The organism is Bacillus sp. 5B6, from assembly GCF_000259405.1.
Lineage (GTDB): Bacteria > Bacillota > Bacilli > Bacillales > Bacillaceae > Bacillus > Bacillus velezensis.
The window spans coordinates 2,522,475-2,539,904 of record NZ_AJST01000001.1 but is presented as its reverse complement, the minus strand read 5'-3'; the positions used below and the strand labels follow the sequence as shown (position 1 = coordinate 2,539,904).

Annotated in this window: 15 protein-coding genes; 10 read left to right on the top strand and 5 right to left on the bottom strand. The window is 49.0% G+C overall.

The genetic code is table 11. The features are described from left to right. The first annotated feature begins 4 nt into the window (after positions 1-4). The 5 genes from MY7_RS11850 to cstA all read left to right on the top strand — a co-directional run bounded on the left by MY7_RS11850 (position 5) and on the right by cstA (position 6,551). Entirely contained in the window at positions 5-1,300 is a 1,296-nt protein-coding gene (locus MY7_RS11850; protein ID WP_007612998.1) for an ABC transporter substrate-binding protein, read from the top strand. A 41-nt stretch (positions 1,301-1,341) separates the two neighbouring features. Continuing rightward, entirely contained in the window at positions 1,342-2,283 is a 942-nt protein-coding gene (locus tag MY7_RS11845) for a carbohydrate ABC transporter permease (protein WP_007612994.1), read from the top strand. Between the two features lie 18 nt (positions 2,284-2,301). Next, on the top strand, positions 2,302-3,129 hold the full coding sequence (locus MY7_RS11840; RefSeq protein WP_007612991.1) for a carbohydrate ABC transporter permease: 828 nt from the start codon (positions 2,302-2,304) through the stop codon (positions 3,127-3,129). Between the two features lie 16 nt (positions 3,130-3,145). Continuing rightward, on the top strand, positions 3,146-4,645 hold the full coding sequence (gene arfA, locus MY7_RS11835; protein WP_007612989.1) for an arabinosylfuranosidase ArfA: 1,500 nt from the start codon (positions 3,146-3,148) through the stop codon (positions 4,643-4,645). A 109-nt stretch (positions 4,646-4,754) separates the two neighbouring features. Continuing rightward, positions 4,755-6,551, top strand: coding sequence for a carbon starvation protein CstA (cstA, locus tag MY7_RS11830; protein WP_007612982.1), 1,797 nt, complete (start codon positions 4,755-4,757; stop codon positions 6,549-6,551). Between the two features lie 69 nt (positions 6,552-6,620). Here the strand turns inward: cstA and MY7_RS11825 are convergent, their stop codons facing one another. The 4 genes from MY7_RS11825 to sspI form a co-directional block, all read right to left on the bottom strand. Continuing rightward, complete coding sequence (locus tag MY7_RS11825; protein ID WP_007612974.1) at positions 6,621-7,949, bottom strand: (Fe-S)-binding protein; 1,329 nt, start codon at positions 7,947-7,949, stop codon at positions 6,621-6,623. Then, complete coding sequence (gene glcD, locus MY7_RS11820) at positions 7,946-9,358, bottom strand: glycolate oxidase subunit GlcD (protein WP_007612966.1); 1,413 nt, start codon at positions 9,356-9,358, stop codon at positions 7,946-7,948. The genes MY7_RS11825 and glcD overlap by 4 nt, the downstream gene beginning before the upstream one ends. A gap of 99 nt (positions 9,359-9,457) precedes the next feature. Beyond that, a complete protein-coding gene (locus MY7_RS11815; RefSeq protein ID WP_029326040.1) occupies positions 9,458-10,543 on the bottom strand; it encodes a CdaR family transcriptional regulator in 1,086 nt (361 codons plus the stop codon). 62 nt (positions 10,544-10,605) lie between these two features. Further along, positions 10,606-10,821 (bottom strand): small acid-soluble spore protein SspI, encoded by a 216-nt coding sequence (sspI, locus tag MY7_RS11810; protein WP_003152527.1) that lies wholly within the window; start codon positions 10,819-10,821, stop codon positions 10,606-10,608. 120 nt (positions 10,822-10,941) lie between these two features. On the opposite strand from sspI, the gene MY7_RS11805 reads away from it, so the two are divergent. The 3 genes from MY7_RS11805 (at position 10,942) to pheT (ending at position 15,512) form a co-directional block, all read left to right on the top strand. Continuing rightward, on the top strand, positions 10,942-11,688 hold the full coding sequence (locus MY7_RS11805) for a TrmH family RNA methyltransferase (RefSeq protein ID WP_029326041.1): 747 nt from the start codon (positions 10,942-10,944) through the stop codon (positions 11,686-11,688). A gap of 361 nt (positions 11,689-12,049) precedes the next feature. Further along, positions 12,050-13,084 carry a phenylalanine--tRNA ligase subunit alpha gene (gene pheS, locus MY7_RS11800; RefSeq protein ID WP_003152530.1) on the top strand — a complete coding sequence of 345 codons (1,035 nt, stop codon included), beginning with the start codon at positions 12,050-12,052 and terminating at the stop codon, positions 13,082-13,084. Between the two features lie 13 nt (positions 13,085-13,097). Further along, a complete protein-coding gene (gene pheT / locus MY7_RS11795; protein WP_007612959.1) occupies positions 13,098-15,512 on the top strand; it encodes a phenylalanine--tRNA ligase subunit beta in 2,415 nt (804 codons plus the stop codon). A 36-nt stretch (positions 15,513-15,548) separates the two neighbouring features. On the opposite strand, the gene rnhC is transcribed toward pheT, so the two are convergent. Continuing rightward, a complete protein-coding gene (rnhC, locus tag MY7_RS11790; RefSeq protein WP_007408113.1) occupies positions 15,549-16,490 on the bottom strand; it encodes a ribonuclease HIII in 942 nt (313 codons plus the stop codon). Positions 16,491-16,622: 132 nt separating this feature from the next. On the opposite strand from rnhC, the gene zapA reads away from it, so the two are divergent. Together zapA and MY7_RS11780 are read left to right on the top strand one after the other, a co-directional pair. Next, entirely contained in the window at positions 16,623-16,880 is a 258-nt protein-coding gene (zapA, locus tag MY7_RS11785; protein WP_007408114.1) for a cell division protein ZapA, read from the top strand. A gap of 7 nt (positions 16,881-16,887) precedes the next feature. After that, positions 16,888-17,421, top strand: coding sequence for a CvpA family protein (locus MY7_RS11780; RefSeq protein WP_007612958.1), 534 nt, complete (start codon positions 16,888-16,890; stop codon positions 17,419-17,421). The last annotated feature ends 9 nt before the right edge of the window (positions 17,422-17,430 follow it).

Below are 17,430 nucleotides of genomic sequence, written 5' to 3'. Positions count from 1 at the left end.
TGACATGAAAAAAACGACCGCTGTATGTTTGGTGCTGATGATGCTCTTCTTGTTTACCGCCGGCTGTTCACAAGAACGGACTGCCGGCCGGCCGGGAGAAACGGAGCTGACGTTTTGGACGTTTAACGGTCTGCACGAACAGTTTTATCAGGAAATGGTCAAAGAATGGAATCAGAAATATCCGGAGCGCAAAATCAAGCTGAATACCGTTGTTTATCCTTATGGACAAATGCATGATAATTTATCGGTTTCGCTGATCGCGGGTGAGGGGCTTCCCGATATAGCCGACGTGGAATTAAGCCGGTTCTCGAACTTTCTGAAGGGGAAGGATATCCCGCTTGCCGATCTGACGCCGCTGATTGAAAAAGACCGCGATAAGTTTGTGGAAGCGCGTCTGGCCTTATACAGCAAAAACGGAAAATTGTACGGCCTTGATACACATGTGGGGACGACCGTCATGTTTTACAACATGGATATCATGAAAAAAGCGGGCGTTGATCCCGCCTCCATTAAGACTTGGGAAGATTACCGGCGGGCAGGGAAAAAAGTGCGTGAAGCCGCGGGGAAACCGATGGGAACGGTTGAAACAAACGACTCCGCCACATTCCTATCCATGATTTCGCAACAAGGGTCAGGCTACTACAGCAAAAACGGAAAATTGATTCTGAACAGCAAGACGAATACAGACACACTGAATTATGTAAAGGACATGGTAAATGATAAAACCCTTCTGCCGGCTCCCGGCGGCGGCCATCACAGCGAAGAATACTACGGTTTTATGAATCAGGGCGGGGCAGCCTCAGTGCTGATGCCTATTTGGTACATGGGACGGTTTATCGATTATATGCCTGATTTAAAAGGGAAAATGGCGATTTACCCTATGCCGGCCTGGAAAGAAGGCGGTGACAGATCAGCGGGTTTAGGCGGAACAGCCACCGTCGTGCCGAAGCAGGCTGAACATCTGAATCTCGCGAAAGAATTTCTCGGTTTTGCGAAAGGTTCAAAGGAAGGGAACATAAAGCTTTGGACGGTGCTCGGCTTTGACCCGCTCCGCTGGGACGTGTGGGATTCAAAAGAATTGAAGGAGAAAAACAAGTACACGGATTTCTTCCGGAACGGTACGTCAATTTTTTCCTCGCTCCTTGAAATAAAAGATGAGATCAATCCGATTTATCTGCATGAAGACTTCTCTAAAGCGGCTGATCTCGTTGTCAGACAAGTGCTGTTCGATGCGCTGAAGACGCAGGAAAAAACACCTAAGGAAGCCTTAGACGAGGCGGCAGAGCAATTAGAGAAATAGGAGAAGCCGTCCTATTTAACAGTGAAAGCGGGGGAGCTTTTATGAGACCTGTAAAGACAGAGACAGCGCAAACCGTTTCTGCAGTCCGGGAGAAGCCGCGCCGGCGCAATGTGCTGTATTCAAAAAAAGCGGCGCCTTATCTTTTTACGGCGCCATTTATCATTTCGTTTCTCGTTTTCTTTTTGTATCCGATCATCAGCGTGTTTATCATGAGCTTTCAGCGGATACTGCCGGGAGAAATTACATTTGTCGGGTTTTCCAATTATACCGCTCTTCTTAATCCAACCTTTTACACCGCACTGTTTAACACATTGGAATATACCTTCTGGACGCTGATCGTGCTGATTCCGGTGCCGCTTCTTTTGGCGGTGATTCTGAATTCGAAGCTCGTCAGGTTCAGAAATGTGTTTAAATCGGCTCTGTTTGTACCGGCTTTAACATCGACGATCGTAGCGGGAATTATTTTCCGTCTGATGTTCGGAGAAATGAATACGTCGCTTGCAAACGAGCTGATGATGAAGCTTGGCGCATCACCCCAAAACTGGCTCAACAACAAAGGTACCGGCATGTTTTTAATGGTGCTGCTTGCGTCATGGAGGTGGATGGGCATTAACATTCTATACTTTCTGGCCGGATTGCAAAACGTGCCGAAAGAATTGTATGAAGCGGCTGAAATTGACGGGGCGAGTACGTGGAAAAAGTTCCGTCATATTACCCTTCCATTTTTAAAGCCGGTGTCCGTTTATGTGTTAACGATCAGTATTATCGGCGGTTTCAGAATGTTTGAGGAAAGCTATGTGCTTTGGCAGAATAATTCCCCAGGCAATATCGGCCTCACACTTGTCGGTTATTTATATCAGCAGGGGCTTGCATACAACGAAATGGGGTACGGGGCCGCAATCGGAATTGTCCTTTTGCTTGTCATCTTACTAGTCAGCCTTGTTTCACTGAAACTGTCCGGTTCGTTTAAAGGGGAGGGATAAGCGTTGCGTAACAATCACATGTTTTCCGTGTACAGAGTCGCGTTTACCTTGTTTTTTATCATGCTGAGCCTGTTGTATATCTTTCCGATGATCTGTCTATTGCTCGGTTCTTTAAAGCCGTCATCTGAGCTGATGCGCATCGGGCTGAATCTGCGTCTTGATCCGGATGTGATGAGCCTTGATAACTACACCTATTTGTTTAACGGGGGGAGCATTTATTTCAAATGGTTTTTTAACAGCCTGCTGCTCGGTGTTCTCACCACGGTTCTCACGCTGTTTTTTTCCTCTTTGATCGGCTACGGACTCGGTGTCTACGAATTTAAAGGCAGAAATATTATTTTTGTTCTTGTGCTGATCATTATGATGGTGCCTCTTGAAGTGATGATGCTTCCGTTGTTCAAATTGACGGTGGGTCTTCATTTGATCGATTCTTATACGGGGGTGATTCTGCCGTTTATTGTGTCGCCTGTCGCCGTGTTCTTTTTCCGGCAATATGCGCTCGGACTTCCGAAGGATCTGCTTGATTCAGCGAGAATGGACGGCTGCACGGAATTCGGCATTTTTTTCAGAATTATGGCGCCACTCATGAAACCGGCATTCGGGGCAATGATCATTCTTCAATCTTTAAACAGCTGGAATAACTTTTTATGGCCGCTGATCGTGCTTCGGTCGAAAGAAATGTTTACGCTTCCAATCGGACTTTCAGGGCTGCTGAGTCCGTACGGCAACAACTATGACATGCTGATTTCCGGGTCCGTTTTTGCGATACTGCCGGTGATCATCATATTCTTGTTTTTCCAAAAATACTTCATTTCCGGCCTCACAGTAGGCGGAGTGAAGGGATAGAGAGAGGGAGGAAATAATGAAAAAAGCGGGGATTACAGCAGATAAAGAATATATCATCGGTCAAGTGGACAAACGGATGTACGGATCATTTATAGAACATATGGGCCGGGCGGTGTATGAAGGCATTTATGAGCCCGGACACCCGAAAGCCGACAAGGACGGGTTCAGAACAGACGTGCAGGAGTTAATCAAGGAATTGCAAGTGCCGTTCATCCGCTATCCGGGAGGGAATTTTCTCTCGGGCTACAATTGGGAAGACGGCGTAGGGCCGGTGAAGGACCGCCCGCGGAGGCTTGATTTGGCATGGCAGACGACAGAAACGAACGAAGTGGGGACGAATGAATTTTTAACGTGGGCGAAAAAAGTGAACGCCGAAGTGAATATGGCTGTCAATCTCGGGACGAGAGGGATCGATGCCGCCCGGAACCTCGTCGAATACTGCAACCATCCTGAAGGGTCGTACTGGAGCGACTTACGAAAATCGCACGGATATGAAAAACCTTACGGCATCAAAACATGGTGCTTAGGAAATGAGATGGACGGCCCTTGGCAGATCGGTCATAAAACGGCGCATGAATACGGACGGCTCGCCGCTGAAACGGCAAAGGTGATGAAATGGACGGACCCGACGATCGAATTGGTGGCTTGCGGAAGCTCAAACAGCGGCATGCCGTCCTTCATCGAGTGGGAGGCCGAGGTGCTTGAGCATACGTACGAGCATGTGGATTACATCTCACTGCATACGTATTACGGCAACCATGAAAATGATCTTGAAAACTATTTGGCGAAGTCGATGGATTTAGACCATTTTATTAAATCCGTCACAGCCGTATGTGATTATATGAAAGCGAAAAAACGCAGCAAAAAAACGATTCACCTTTCTTTAGATGAATGGAATGTGTGGTATCACTCAAATGAAGCGGATAAAAAAGTGGAGCCATGGATTACGGCCCGGCCGATTCTCGAAGACATCTATAATTTTGAAGATGCGCTGTTGATCGGTTCACTGCTGATTACGATGCTGCAGCATGCGGACAGACTAAAGATCGCCTGTCTCGCCCAGCTTGTCAACGTAATTGCGCCTATTATGACTGAAAAGGGCGGAGAAGCATGGAGACAGCCGATCTTTTACCCTTACATGCACGCCTCTGTCTACGGGAGAGGGACTTCAATGAAGCTGCTGGTCACTTCCCCGAAATACGACTCAGCGGATTTTACGGATGTGCCGTATGTTGATGCCGCGGCCGTTTACCATGAAGAGGATGAAGCACTGACCATTTTTGCCGTCAACAAAAGCAAGGAACTGATGGAAACGGAGATAAAGCTGAGAGGGTTTGAAGATTACCGCATTATTGAGCATATCGTGCTGGAGCATCAGGATATGAAAGCGACCAATCAAAAAAACAGAAAAGAAGTCATTCCGCACTCCAACGGGACGTCTTCCGCAAACGCCGAAGGAATAACGGCTCATTTTACGCCGCTGTCCTGGAATGTCATCCGTTTATCAGGAAAATAGCGTTCCGAAAAGCCGGGCTTAGGCGCCGGCTTTTTTTACGTAAAAATCATCTACTGTTATCTGATAATTGTGATAATATTTAGAAAAAGAGAAAAGGGGCTGGGATTAAATGAATGCGATTACAATCGTCATAGCGTCTATATGTATTCTGGCGATCGCCTATCGGCTTTACGGTACCTTTATGATGGTCAAAGTATTAAAAATCAATGATCAGACACCGACTCCGGCCCATGTGCTTGAGGATGGGAAAGATTATGTGCCGACGAATAAGTGGGTGTCATTCGGCCACCACTTCGCGGCAATCGCCGCTGCCGGCCCGCTTGTCGGACCGATTCTGGCAGCTCAGTTCGGCTATCTGCCCGGGCTTTTATGGCTGTTAATCGGAGCGGTGATCGGAGGAGCCGTGCACGATATTGTCGTATTGTTTGCATCAATGCGGAAAAACGGGAAAACGCTTTCTGAAGTCGCCAAAGAAGAGCTCGGCCCAGTGGCGGGTTTTTGCACGGGTCTCTCGATGCTGTTTATCATTACGATCACGATGGCGGGGCTGTCCATGGTTGTGCTGCACGCGCTTGAGAAAAACCCGTGGGGAACGTTTGCGGTGGGGATTACGATTCCGATCGCGATGGGGGTCGGCCTCTATTATAAAAAAACGGGCAATCTCAAACTCGCATCAACTGTCGGGTTTCTTTTGTTAATGGCCGGTGTTGTCATCGGACCGCGGCTGCAGACAACGGCTCTCGGGGAGATGCTGACACTGAATGCGAAAACGCTTGCAGTGGCGCTTCCTGTCTATGCGTTTTTCGCCGCGGCGCTTCCGGTTTGGCTTTTGCTGGCTCCGCGTGACTATTTAAGCAGTTTTATGAAAATCGGGGTTTTTGCCGCTTTGATCGCAGGCGTCTTTTTCGTCAATCCCGCCATTAAATTCCCGGCCGTAACGGAGTTTATTCACGGCGGAGGGCCGGTGATCGCGGGTCCTGTCTGGCCGTTTATTTCAATAACGATTGCCTGCGGCGCCATTTCGGGCTTTCATGCATTTGTCGGTTCCGGCACAACGCCGAAAATGCTGGATAAATGGAGTGATATAAAGCCGGTTGCTTTCGGAGCGATGCTTGTGGAATGTCTCGTCGGAATTATGGCGCTCATTGCAGCTGCCGCTCTTGAGCCCGCCGACTATTTTGCCATTAACAGCACGCCTGAAATATTCCGCACCCTCGGGATGAATGTCGTCCATCTGCCTGAATTGAGCAAAGAAATCGGGCTCAGTCTGGAAGGAAGAACGGGCGGCGCTGTTACGCTTGCCGTCGGAATGACGTATATCTTTACGGAGATTCCGTTTTTCAGTCATTTGGCTTCATACTTTTTTCAATTCGTCATTATGTTTGAAGCGGTGTTTATTTTAACGGCGATTGATGCGGGAACCCGTGTCGCCCGGTACTTGATTCAAGAGTTTTTCGGAGAGGTCTATAAGCCGCTGAAAAAAACAGACTGGCTGCCGGGCTCGATTTTCTCAAGCGCGCTCGCCTGCCTGCTGTGGGGCTATCTTCTGTATTCGGGCGACATCAGTTCCATTTGGGCGCTGTTCGGCGTATCCAATCAGCTTATGGCGTCTGTCGGCTTAATTATCGGTGCGACCGTCGTATTAAAAATAGCGGATAAGCGGCGCTATATGCTGACATGCCTGATTCCTCTCGCTTATTTGTATGTGACCGTCAACTATGCGGGTTATTGGATGGTGCGGTATGTGTATTTGAACCCCGAAGCGGCGGGATACAACGTGCTGAATGGCGTTTTATCCATTATCATGCTCATTCTCGGGCTTGTGATTATCATTGCGGCTGTGAAAAAATGGACGAATGTATGGCGTGATCCGAGTGCCAGACTGGAAGCTTCAATACCCGGATAAATCCGCGGCCGTCTAAACATTGCAGCATCATAAAAAAGCAGAGAGCCGTTCGGTCTCTCTGCTTTCATCTTATGACAAATCCGCCGCTTCCAAAAGGTAATCCGCCAAATGAACCGCGCGGACACGGCCTGTTAATCCTTCGCGTAAAATGCCGAGCTGCATTTGCAGAAGGCATCCAGGATTGGCTGTCACGATGACGGCCGCCTCCGTTTTTCCGGCGGCTTTCATCTTGCTGTCTAATATTTTCATAGACATCTCTGACTCTGTTATATTATAAATTCCCGCCGACCCGCAGCAGCTGTCGGCCTTTTCCATTTCTCTGTACTCAGCCCCTTTAATGCTTTTCAAAAGCGTGCGCGGTTCCTCTGACGTATGCATCACATTGCGGAGATGGCAGGAGTCCTGATATGTGACGATGTGAGGAGACTGCACCCGCAGGTTTTTTTGATGGAACTTCAGATCAACCAGTACGGATGAAAAGTCTTTGAGCTTCCGGACGAATTGTCCGGCACGTTCCGCCCATCCAGGTTCATCTTTCAGTAAATGCGGATATTCCTGAAGAAAGGCGCCGCATCCGCCGGCGTTTGTAATGATATAATCAGCGTCAAGCGCTTCAAAAGCCGCGATATTCCGCTTGGCCAGTTCTTTTCCCATCTCTTTTTCTCCGCTGTGCCCGTGAAGCGCGCCGCAGCACGCCTGGCCGTCCGGAACCGCGATTTCACACCCGGCCGCCTGTAAAAGCGCCGTTGTCGCATGATTTGTCGCTAAAAACATCGTATCCATTAAGCAGCCCGTGAAAAAAGCGGCCCGTTTTTGGACGGGACCCGCGGCAGGAAGAAAACGCGGCCTTTCCTTCATGTCTTTCCGTTTCGGGGCGGGCGGGAGCACTTGTTCCATTGTGCGCAGATGTTCAGGCAAAACGCGCAGCATACCGCTTTTTCTGACGGCGGTCTGCAGTCCCGATCTTTGGTATATTCCGAGAAGATTCACGGCTGTCTGCATGCGATTTTGGTGTGGGAAAAGCCCGGTGAAGGCGGCTTTCCGCAAGAGGCGCACGCCCGGCTTATGTTTTTTATTTTGATGAATGATATCCCTCGCTTCTTCAAGCAGCTGTCCGTAATTGACCCCTGCCGGACAAACGGGCTCGCATGCCCGGCATCCGAGACACAGCGAAAGTGAGCGCTCGACATCTTCATCAGGCTCGATCAGTCCGTCAGTGACGGCTTTCATCAGGGCGATCCGGCCGCGCGGCGAATGGGATTCTTGAAATCCCGATTCGATATAGGTCGGACAGGAAGGAAGGCAGAAGCCGCAGCGCATACAGTTCAGCAATTCACCTTCATCCATGCGGTTTTTGAATTCTGTTTGAATTTGTTTCTGCTCTTTAGCCGTGGTCATTTCATCACCACCACGCGTTTCCTTGATAAATTGGCGAATATTTTTCCCGGATTCAGCAGATTTTGGGGATCAAGCGCTTGTTTGATCGCTTTCATGGCGGTGATGCCTTCTGTTTTCAGTTTCATTTCTAAATACGGCGCTTTTACGATGCCGACCCCGTGTTCACCCGTTATCGTTCCGCCCAGCTCAATCGCTTTTTCAAAAATGGCGGCAAAAGCTTTTTCGACACGTTCCATCTCCTCTGTATTTCGGATATCGGTGGTGCACGTCGGATGGAGGTTGCCGTCTCCGGCATGGCCGAATGTGCAGATGGACAAGCCGTATGTTTCTGCAATCTCGTTAATGGCTTTGACCATGCTGGCAATTTGTGATCTCGGCACGGTCGCATCTTCCAGAATCGTTGTCGGTTTCAGCCGGGCAAGGGCTGATAATGCGGACCGTCTGGCCTCTGTAAGCGCGAATGCCTCTTCCTCGGTTTCAGCCGTTTGGACGGATACGGCTGCTCCGTTTTTACAGATGGCTTCGATTTTTTCCATATCTCGTCTGACCGTTTCGATGTCACCGTCCTGTTCGATCAGCAGCACCGCTTTTGCGTCGGTCGGAAGCCCGATCTTGGCGTAATCTTCAATGACCTGCAGTGTCGGCTGATCCAGAAATTCGAGTGTCGCCGGAATGATTTTTTCAGCGATGATGGCAGAAACAGATTCCGCGGCCGCTTCAATATGTTCATAGAGTGCAAGCAGCGTTTTTTTCGTTTCCGGCTTCGGAACCAGCTTTAAAGTCGCTTCCGTCACAACGCCGAGCGTCCCTTCTGATCCGACGAAAAGCCGGGTCAGATCATAACCGGCGACATCCTTTGTCAGCTTTCCTCCTGTGCGGATGATATCGCCTGAAGCCAAGACGGCTTCAAGGCCGAGGACATAATCCCGGGTGACGCCGTACTTCAAACCGCGCAGCCCGCCGGAATTTTCATTAATATTCCCGCCGATTGTCGATATTTTCATGCTGCTCGGATCAGGCGGATAAAATAAACCTTTTTGTTCAACCGCACGGATCATATCTTGCGTGATCACGCCCGGCTGGACGGTTGCCGTCAAATTTTCTTCATCGATTTCTAGAATGCGGTTCATATGTTTGAATAAAAGCACAAGCCCGCCTTCAGACGGACATGTGCCGCCGCATAAATTTGTGCCTGAACCCCTCGGCACGATCGGAATGTCATCCCTGCTGCAAATCGTTAATATACGGGACACGTCATCCGCGCTGCGGGGGGCGATTACCGCATCCGGCATGGCTTGCAGCTGAGGAGCTGCATCATAAGAATACACAAGACGGCCCGCCGCTGAATCATCATAATTCTCCTTCCCGACCGTCCGGATGAACGCTTCTTTTGCCTCTCGTGAAATCATGTTCTCCCAACCTCCCTGATAAGAAAAGCGTTTTCATTTAATTGTAAAGAAAAACGATTCCGCACACTATGGAGAAACATATGAAAAATGATGATATGATTACGTGCTTTTTGTATGTTGATCTAAAAAGCGGAGCGCCAAATAAAAAGCCGTTATGTCTTCGGGACGGTCAAGCTTCATATTTGTCAGTGATTCCAGTTTGGAAAGACGGTAGCGCAATGTATTGATATGAATATGCATGTCGTCGGCGGTGCGCTTTAACGATAATTGCCGGTCGAAAAAGGCACGCAGCGTATCCAGAAGTTCTTCCCGGCCGAGTACATGCTCGAGAACCCGCCGTGAAAATTCCGACCTCGTGCCGGGTGTGATATCGGCAAGACACATATCCAGTTTTAAATCTTCTTCAAAGACGGCCTGCTTGTCACCGATTCCGGCTGAAAGTGCTTTATCCGCCTGTTCGTATGATTCCGTGAGGCGCTCTCCCGGAACGATCCGTCCGATGCCGGCGGTGACAGGCTGCCCGAAAACGGCGCCGATCTTTTTAATGAGCTGTGTTTTGGAAGCCGAATTTGCTTCATGATTAATGAGAATTCGTTCATTTCCCCAGCGGACAAACAGGTCTTCAGGGCATTCGTACTGCCAGAGCCGCCCGAGCTCCTCCGCTTTATATTGCTCATAACGGCCTTGAATGAGTATGATCCGGCGGTATGCGTGAAGGTCTGCGCCGATGAGCTTTGCTTTTTCTAAAAAGCCCGGAGACCATTCTTTCAGCTGCAGCCAATCAACCATAAAGGATTCAAGCATTCTCGCACGCCACTGCGCTTCTTCCATATGGCGCGTTTCTTTAATAAACAGCTCCGTCATTTTTCTGAGCAATTCTCCGAAAGGCAGGATATCGTCAGGGTCTCCTGTCAGGCCGAATACTCCGATCACTTCATGGCCTGAAAAAACGGGGAGGTTCAGTCCTGCTTTTACGCCCTCGAGCCGTTTTTCATCTTCTTTCGTAATGATGACATTCCGTTTTTCGCGCGCGCAGATCAGTGCGCCTTCATGAAACCATCCGGCGCGCGCCTCGTTGGTGCCCGCGATGATCATTCCTTTTGTATCGGCAATAATCACTTCGCGGCTGTACATATGTTTGACTTCGGCAATCAATTTCTTTGCCAGTTCCGGCTGTAACTGCATGGCGATCCCCCTCGCCATTATTATACAAAAAAAAACCGGGTGTCCCATCACCCGGTTCATGCTTATTGCGCAGGTTTTAATCCGCCTTCAAGTGTTTTGAGCATTTCATTTTTTTCTGAGTCCGACGCATGCTGCCAAAGAACTTCGAATAAGACGCCGAGGCCCGGAAGCATTTTTTCTTCACCGCTTTGGATGGCGTCAACGATAGTATGCTCCAGCTGATCCTGGTTATTGCCGGTTACATTGGCAATAACGGCGTTGCGTAAATTAAGGTCCATTACAACCGCTCCTTTTTTCTGAATGTGATACGCATATTCTTACCGCGCACGCGGTTTATTATGTGCTGTTCTTAAGATATAATAACAACATGCATGAAAAAAGGAGAGCACAGACATAAAGTGAAACGAATCGACTCTGCAAAAAACCAAAAAGTGAAGGGCTGGAAAAAACTTCACACAAAAAAAGAGAGACTTAAAACGAATACATTTCTGATAGAAGGAGAACATCTGGCAGAAGAAGCGCTCAAATCAAAGGGAACGGTAAAAGAAATTCTCGTAAACGATGAGAGCGCCATCCCGGCCGATCTGGACATGAGCATTCCGTGCTACGTGCTGAGCGAAGACGCGTTTTCAGCCGTGACGGAAACGGAAACGCCGCAGCGGATCGCCGCGGTCTGCCATATGCCGGATAAGAGGCCTGATCAGCTGAAACGGCTGCTTCTGATTGATGCCGTGCAGGACCCGGGGAATTTAGGAACAATGATCAGAACGGCAGATGCGGCGGGGATCGACGCCGTTGTCCTTGGTGAGGGAACAGCAGACCCGTACAATGGAAAAACGCTGCGTTCAGCACAAGGATCTCATTTTCATATTCCCATTTTGAAACGTCCGCTTGATGAGTTTACCGCTGAGCTGAAATCACAAGGCGTCGCGATCTACGGCACGGCGCTTGAAAACGGTGCGGCTTATCAAAGCGTGAAGCCTGAAGAATCGTTCGCGTTAATCGTCGGGAACGAGGGGGCGGGAGTGGACGCCGGCCTTCTGCAAAAAACGGATCTCAACCTGTACGTTCCGCTGTACGGGCAGGCGGAATCGCTGAATGTGGCGGTAGCGGCCGCCATCCTCGTTTATCATCTCAGAGGATAGGTTGCGAAAAGCCTTGGATTTCACTATAATAGATAGCAATAATGTAAAAACCGTGACAGAGGACGTCAATTTTTGCACACACTGCCTTCCAGGGAGAAAATGCCGCTGACTGAGAGCATTTTTATCGCAGCACAAAAATTGATTTTCACCTCTCGAGTTGTCACCGGGACCGCGCCAAACGCGCGTAAAGGTGAACCGGAACGATCGTTTCCGTTATGTCAATGAAGCTGTCGGCAGATGAAGTCTGCCTTAAAAAGGGTGGTACCGCGGCCACAACTCGTCCCTTCTCTCAAGGGGCGGGTTTTTTTGTTTTCTGAAAAAGGCATAGAACGGTTTGGTTTACATAAAAGGAGGATGCATGATGGAAGAGAAGCTTAAACAGCTCGAACTGGAAGCTGCAGAAAAAGTAGAAGCGGCGGGTTCATTAAAAGAAGTTAACGACATTCGGGTGCAATATCTCGGAAAAAAAGGGCCGATTACAGAAGTTCTCCGCGGCATGGGCAAACTGTCCGCCGAAGAGCGCCCGAAAATGGGAGCGCTCGCCAATGAAGTGAGAGAGCGCATTGCAGCAGCCATTACGGCGAAAAATGAACAGCTTGAACAAGAAGAAATGAATAAAAAACTCAGCAGCCAGACGATTGACGTCACATTGCCGGGCAGTCAGGTAAACATCGGCGGACGCCATCCGCTGACGGTCGTTATTGAAGAAATTGAAGATTTATTTATCGGCATGGGATATACCGTCGAAGAAGGCCCTGAAGTGGAAACGGATTATTACAACTTTGAGGCGCTGAACCTGCCGAAGGAACATCCGGCCCGCGACATGCAGGACAGCTTTTACATTACAGAAGAAATGCTGATGAGAACGCAGACGTCACCGGTGCAGACGCGCACGATGGAAAAGCATAAAGGAAAAGGCCCCGTCAAAATCATTTGTCCCGGTAAAGTGTATCGCCGCGACAACGATGACGCGACCCATTCCCATCAATTCATGCAGATCGAGGGTCTCGTCGTCGACCGCAAAATCAGCATGAGCGACCTGAAAGGCACGCTTGAATTGGTCGCCAAAAAAATGTTCGGCCAAGATCGTGAAATCAGGCTCCGTCCGAGCTTTTTCCCATTCACAGAGCCTTCTGTCGAGGTGGATGTGACCTGCTTTAAGTGCGGCGGACAAGGCTGCTCCGTCTGCAAAAAAACAGGCTGGATCGAAATTCTCGGCGCCGGCATGGTTCACCCGAACGTGCTGAAGATGGCCGGATTCAATCCTGAGGAATACCAGGGTTTTGCTTTCGGAATGGGTGTTGAACGTATCGCGATGCTGAAATACGGCATTGAAGATATCCGCCATTTCTATACCAATGATGTCAGATTCATTTCGCAGTTTAAACAGGCGTAAGAGGAGGATACACATGTTTGTTTCTTATAAATGGTTAGAAGATTACGTTGACTTGCAGGGAATCGACCCGGCCGTGCTTGCAGAAAAAATTACGAGAGCCGGTATTGAAGTTGAGGGTATCGAGTATAAAGGGGAGGGCGTAAAAGGCGTTGTCATCGGACACGTGCTTGAGCGTGAACAGCACCCAAATGCCGACAAGCTCAACAAATGCCTTGTTGATATCGGTGCGGAGGAAACCGTGCAGATTATCTGCGGCGCCCCGAATGTTGATAAAGGACAGAAGGTTGCCGTTGCAACGGTCGGAGCCGTGCTTCCCGGCAATTTCAAAATTAAAAAAGCCAAGCTGCGCGGCGAAGCGTCTCACGGCATGATCTGTTCCCTTCAGGAGCTCGGCATTGAAAGCAAGCTCGTGGCGAAAGAATATGCGGAAGGCATTTTCGTTTTTCCGAATGATGCTGAAACGGGAGCTGACGCAATGGCGGCCCTTCAGCTTGATGATGCGATTTTAGAATTGGGCTTAACGCCGAACCGCGCCGACGCGATGAACATGCTTGGCGTGGCTTATGAAGTTGCGGCTATCCTCGGCGCAGAGGTAAAGCTTCCGGAGGCTTCATATGAAAAAGCGGCTGAAAAAGCGGCGGATGCTGTTTCCGTTAAGGTTGAAGATACGCAGGCCAATCCGCATTATGCCGCAAAAATCATTAAAAACGTCAAAATCGGCCCGTCTCCGCTTTGGATGCAGACGAAGCTGATGAATGCAGGCATCCGCCCGCATAATAACGTCGTGGACATTACAAACTTCGTCCTCCTTGAGTACGGACAGCCGCTTCACGCTTTCGATTACGACCGGTTCGGTTCAAAAGAGGTCGTCGTCAGAAAAGCGGCGGAAAACGAAACCATCGTGACGCTGGATGAACAAGAGCGCAAGCTGTCAAGCAGCCATTTGGTCATCACAAACGGAAAAAAAGCGCAAGCCGTTGCGGGAGTCATGGGCGGAGCTGAGTCTGAAGTCCGCGAAGACACCACTGCGATTTTACTGGAAGCCGCTTATTTCGACGGACAGACCGTCCGCAAAGCGTCGAGAGACCTCGGACTGAGAAGCGAAGCGAGCGCCAGATATGAAAAAGGCATTGATCCGGCCCGTGTTTTGCTGGCGGCTGAACGGGCCTGCAGTCTCATTCAGGCATATGCCGGCGGAGAAGTGCTCTCAGGCACGGTTGAAGAAAACCATCTGAAAATCGAAGCAAACAACATTCACGTGTCTGTTGAAAAAGTGAACGCCGTGCTCGGCATGACAATCGCTAAAGAAGAAATCATCAGCATTTACAAGCGCCTCGGGTTTGCAGTCGGTGAAGCTGAAGACGTTCTCGTCGTAACGGTGCCGTCGCGCCGCGGAGATATTAGAATAGAAGAAGACCTGATTGAAGAAGCGGCGAGATTGTACGGGTATGACAATATTCCGTCCACGCTTCCGGAAACGGCCGGCACGACAGGCGGCTTGACACCGTATCAGGCAAAACGCCGGAAAGTGAGACGTTTCCTTGAAGGAGCGGGTCTTTCACAAGCGACCACTTATTCATTAACGAATGATAAAAAAGCGGCCGCTTTTGCGATCGAAAAATCATTCAACACGATGCTTGCTCTGCCGATGAGCGAAGAAAGAAGCATTCTCAGACACAGCCTCGTGCCGAATCTTCTTGAAGCCGTTTCATACAATCTGGCCAGACAGACTGATTCCGTTGCTTTATATGAAACGGGTTCTGTATTTCTGACGAAAGAAGAAAACACAAAACCGGTTGAAAAAGAACGGGTTGCCGGAGCTGTAACCGGATTGTGGCGCAAAAATTTATGGCAGGGTGAGAAAAAGCCGGTTGATTTCTTCGTCGCCAAAGGAATCGTTGAAGGCCTGCTGCATCAATTGAATGTGTCAGACCGGGTTGAATTTGTCCAGTCAGAACGCAAAAACATGCATCCCGGCCGGACGGCAAACATTCTATTGAACGGTTCGCTTGCCGGATTTATCGGCCAGGTGCATCCGGCAATGGAAAAAGAGCTGGATATCAAAGAAACGTATGTGTTCGAGCTTGATCTGCACGCGCTTCTGACCGAGGAAACAGAACCTGTCGTGTATACGCCGATTCCGAAGTACCCGTCCGTCACGCGCGACATTGCGCTTGTGGCAGATAAAACCGTTACAAGCGGACAGCTCGAAGCCGTGATCAAAGAAGCCGGCGGCGCGCTGCTGAAAGAAGTCACCGTATTTGATGTGTACGAAGGTGAGCATATGGAAGAAGGCAAAAAATCCGTCGCCTTCTCGCTCCAATATGTTAACCCTGAACAAACATTGACAGAAGAAGAAGTGACAAAAGTACATGAAAACGTGCTGAAAGCGCTGGAAGAAACGTATCAGGCCGTATTAAGAGGATAAAGAAAAAGCTTGCAGATCACTCTGCAAGCTTTTTTATTATGACCGCTTCCGTTCAACAAGGCGTTTCGCTTTTTGCGTATTGGCAAAATGAAGTTTGGTGAACGTTCTGAGCGCACCTTCTCCCTTATTGATGATCAGCTTGGCGGCAGCTTCATCGACGTGCGGCCCCGCGCCTTTTGGAATCGTCATCCCAGCCTCTCGGGAAAGCTTATCCATTTCAATTAAGAAAGAATATCGCGCAATGATAGAGGCTGCGGCGACGGAAAGATGTATGCTTTCCGCTTTCGTGCTGAAAAACGTTTTTTCTTTTACGATATCCCGTCCGGAAAGATGCTTAAAATAAATGCCGGGCTCTGCGAATTGGTCAATCAGAATCGCTTCCGGTTTAACGCCGTTCATTTTTCTCAGCAGATTGGAAATCGCCTGATTATGAAGGAGCGCCTTCATTTTTCCTTGGCTCATGCCTTTTTCCTGCATCTGATTGTATTTTTCGTTTTTTAACACAAGCAGGCTGTAAGGAATGGTTTTAATTAACAGTTTGGCGATTTCAATAATCTGCGGATCTTTTAAATCCTTCGAATCCTTCACACCGAGTTCTTTCATTAAAGAGAGCTTTGATTTGTCGGCGTAGGCGCAGGCAACTGTTATCGGCCCGAAGTAATCGCCTGTTCCGACTTCATCAGAGCCGATCACTGACATGGAGGCAATGCCCGCCGGGGGAGCGTAGAGCGGGTCGGCCGCTTTTTTGACGGTTTTCTTTGCTTTCGGCGCCTCAGCCGTTCCCCAGCGGGCCGCTTCTGTGCCGGCGTTTTTTCCTTGAAAGAGAACCTTGCCCGAGCGGTAGGCTGTAATGGTACAGCCCGGAGGCTTAGCCTGGAAGACGGCGCCCTGCGGAACGGCGGGAGTAAGGGAGCCGGCATAGGATTGTTTCATTTGTTCCATAGCGGAAGCGGATACTTTTATAACAGAATGGGACACGATATAATCTCCTTTTTGGCACTTTTCACTGTATATACCAGTGTATCATAACAGCCTGAGGCTCGTCTTTCCATTCAAACGATAATCGTGGTATGATAGGAACTAGGATTCTCGCGGAATGGAGGAGAAACGTTGTCTGACGGCAAAAAAACCAAAACGACAGTAAACATTTACGGCCAGCACTTCACCATTATCGGGGAAGAAAGCAAAGCGCACATGCGCCACGTGGCCGGAGTGGTTGATGATAAAATGAGAGAAATCAACGAGAAAAATCCATATCTTGATATAAATAAGCTCGCTGTATTGACTGCGGTCAATGTCGTGCATGATTATATGAAACTGCAAGAAAAATATGAAATACTGGAGCGGCAGCTTAAAGAAAAGGAATGAACACCATATGATAGATATCATCATCTTAGTTCTGCTCTTAATGGGCACATTGCTTGGATTAAAAAGAGGATTTATCCTCCAATTTATATATTTAACGAGTTTCATCCTCTCGATTGCGTTTGCGGCGCTTTTTTACAAAAACCTGGCCCCGCATCTGAGCTTTATACCCGCGCCTGATTTTTCCGGCGGGCAGGCGGCTCTGTCTTTTATTAAAGGAAACGTAGAGACGGCTTATTACAACGCGATCGCGTTTGTCATTTTGTTTATCATCGCAAAGATTCTGCTTCGGATTATCGGAGCGGCGCTTAATATTATCGCCAGCATTCCGGTCATTAAACAGATCAACAAACTGCTGGGCGGGGTGCTCGGATTTCTGGAAGTCTATTTATTTGCGTTTATCCTGTTATACGTCGCATCCGTACTGCCGGTAAGCGCGCTTCAGGATATGCTCGCACAATCGACGCTTGCAAATATCATCACACATCATACGCCGTATCTGTCAGGGCTCCTGCAAGAACTGTGGGCCCAGTACGGGGCATAAAAAACTTCT

Bases quoted from the DNA above. Each gene is read 5' to 3' on its own strand.
- MY7_RS11850 (WP_007612998.1), top strand. From the start codon at position 5: ATGAAAAAAACGACCGCTGTATGTTTGGTGCTGATGATGCTCTTCTTG.
- MY7_RS11845 (WP_007612994.1), top strand. From the start codon at position 1,342: ATGAGACCTGTAAAGACAGAGACAGCGCAAACCGTTTCTGCAGTCCGG.
- MY7_RS11840 (WP_007612991.1), top strand. From the start codon at position 2,302: ATGTTTTCCGTGTACAGAGTCGCGTTTACCTTGTTTTTTATCATGCTG.
- arfA (WP_007612989.1), top strand. From the start codon at position 3,146: ATGAAAAAAGCGGGGATTACAGCAGATAAAGAATATATCATCGGTCAA.
- cstA (WP_007612982.1), top strand. From the start codon at position 4,755: ATGAATGCGATTACAATCGTCATAGCGTCTATATGTATTCTGGCGATC.
- MY7_RS11825 (WP_007612974.1), bottom strand. From the start codon at position 7,949: ATGACCACGGCTAAAGAGCAGAAACAAATTCAAACAGAATTCAAAAAC.
- glcD (WP_007612966.1), bottom strand. From the start codon at position 9,358: ATGATTTCACGAGAGGCAAAAGAAGCGTTCATCCGGACGGTCGGGAAG.
- MY7_RS11815 (WP_029326040.1), bottom strand. From the start codon at position 10,543: ATGCAGTTACAGCCGGAACTGGCAAAGAAATTGATTGCCGAAGTCAAA.
- sspI (WP_003152527.1), bottom strand. From the start codon at position 10,821: ATGGACCTTAATTTACGCAACGCCGTTATTGCCAATGTAACCGGCAAT.
- pheS (WP_003152530.1), top strand. From the start codon at position 12,050: ATGGAAGAGAAGCTTAAACAGCTCGAACTGGAAGCTGCAGAAAAAGTA.
- pheT (WP_007612959.1), top strand. From the start codon at position 13,098: ATGTTTGTTTCTTATAAATGGTTAGAAGATTACGTTGACTTGCAGGGA.
- MY7_RS11780 (WP_007612958.1), top strand. From the start codon at position 16,888: ATGATAGATATCATCATCTTAGTTCTGCTCTTAATGGGCACATTGCTT.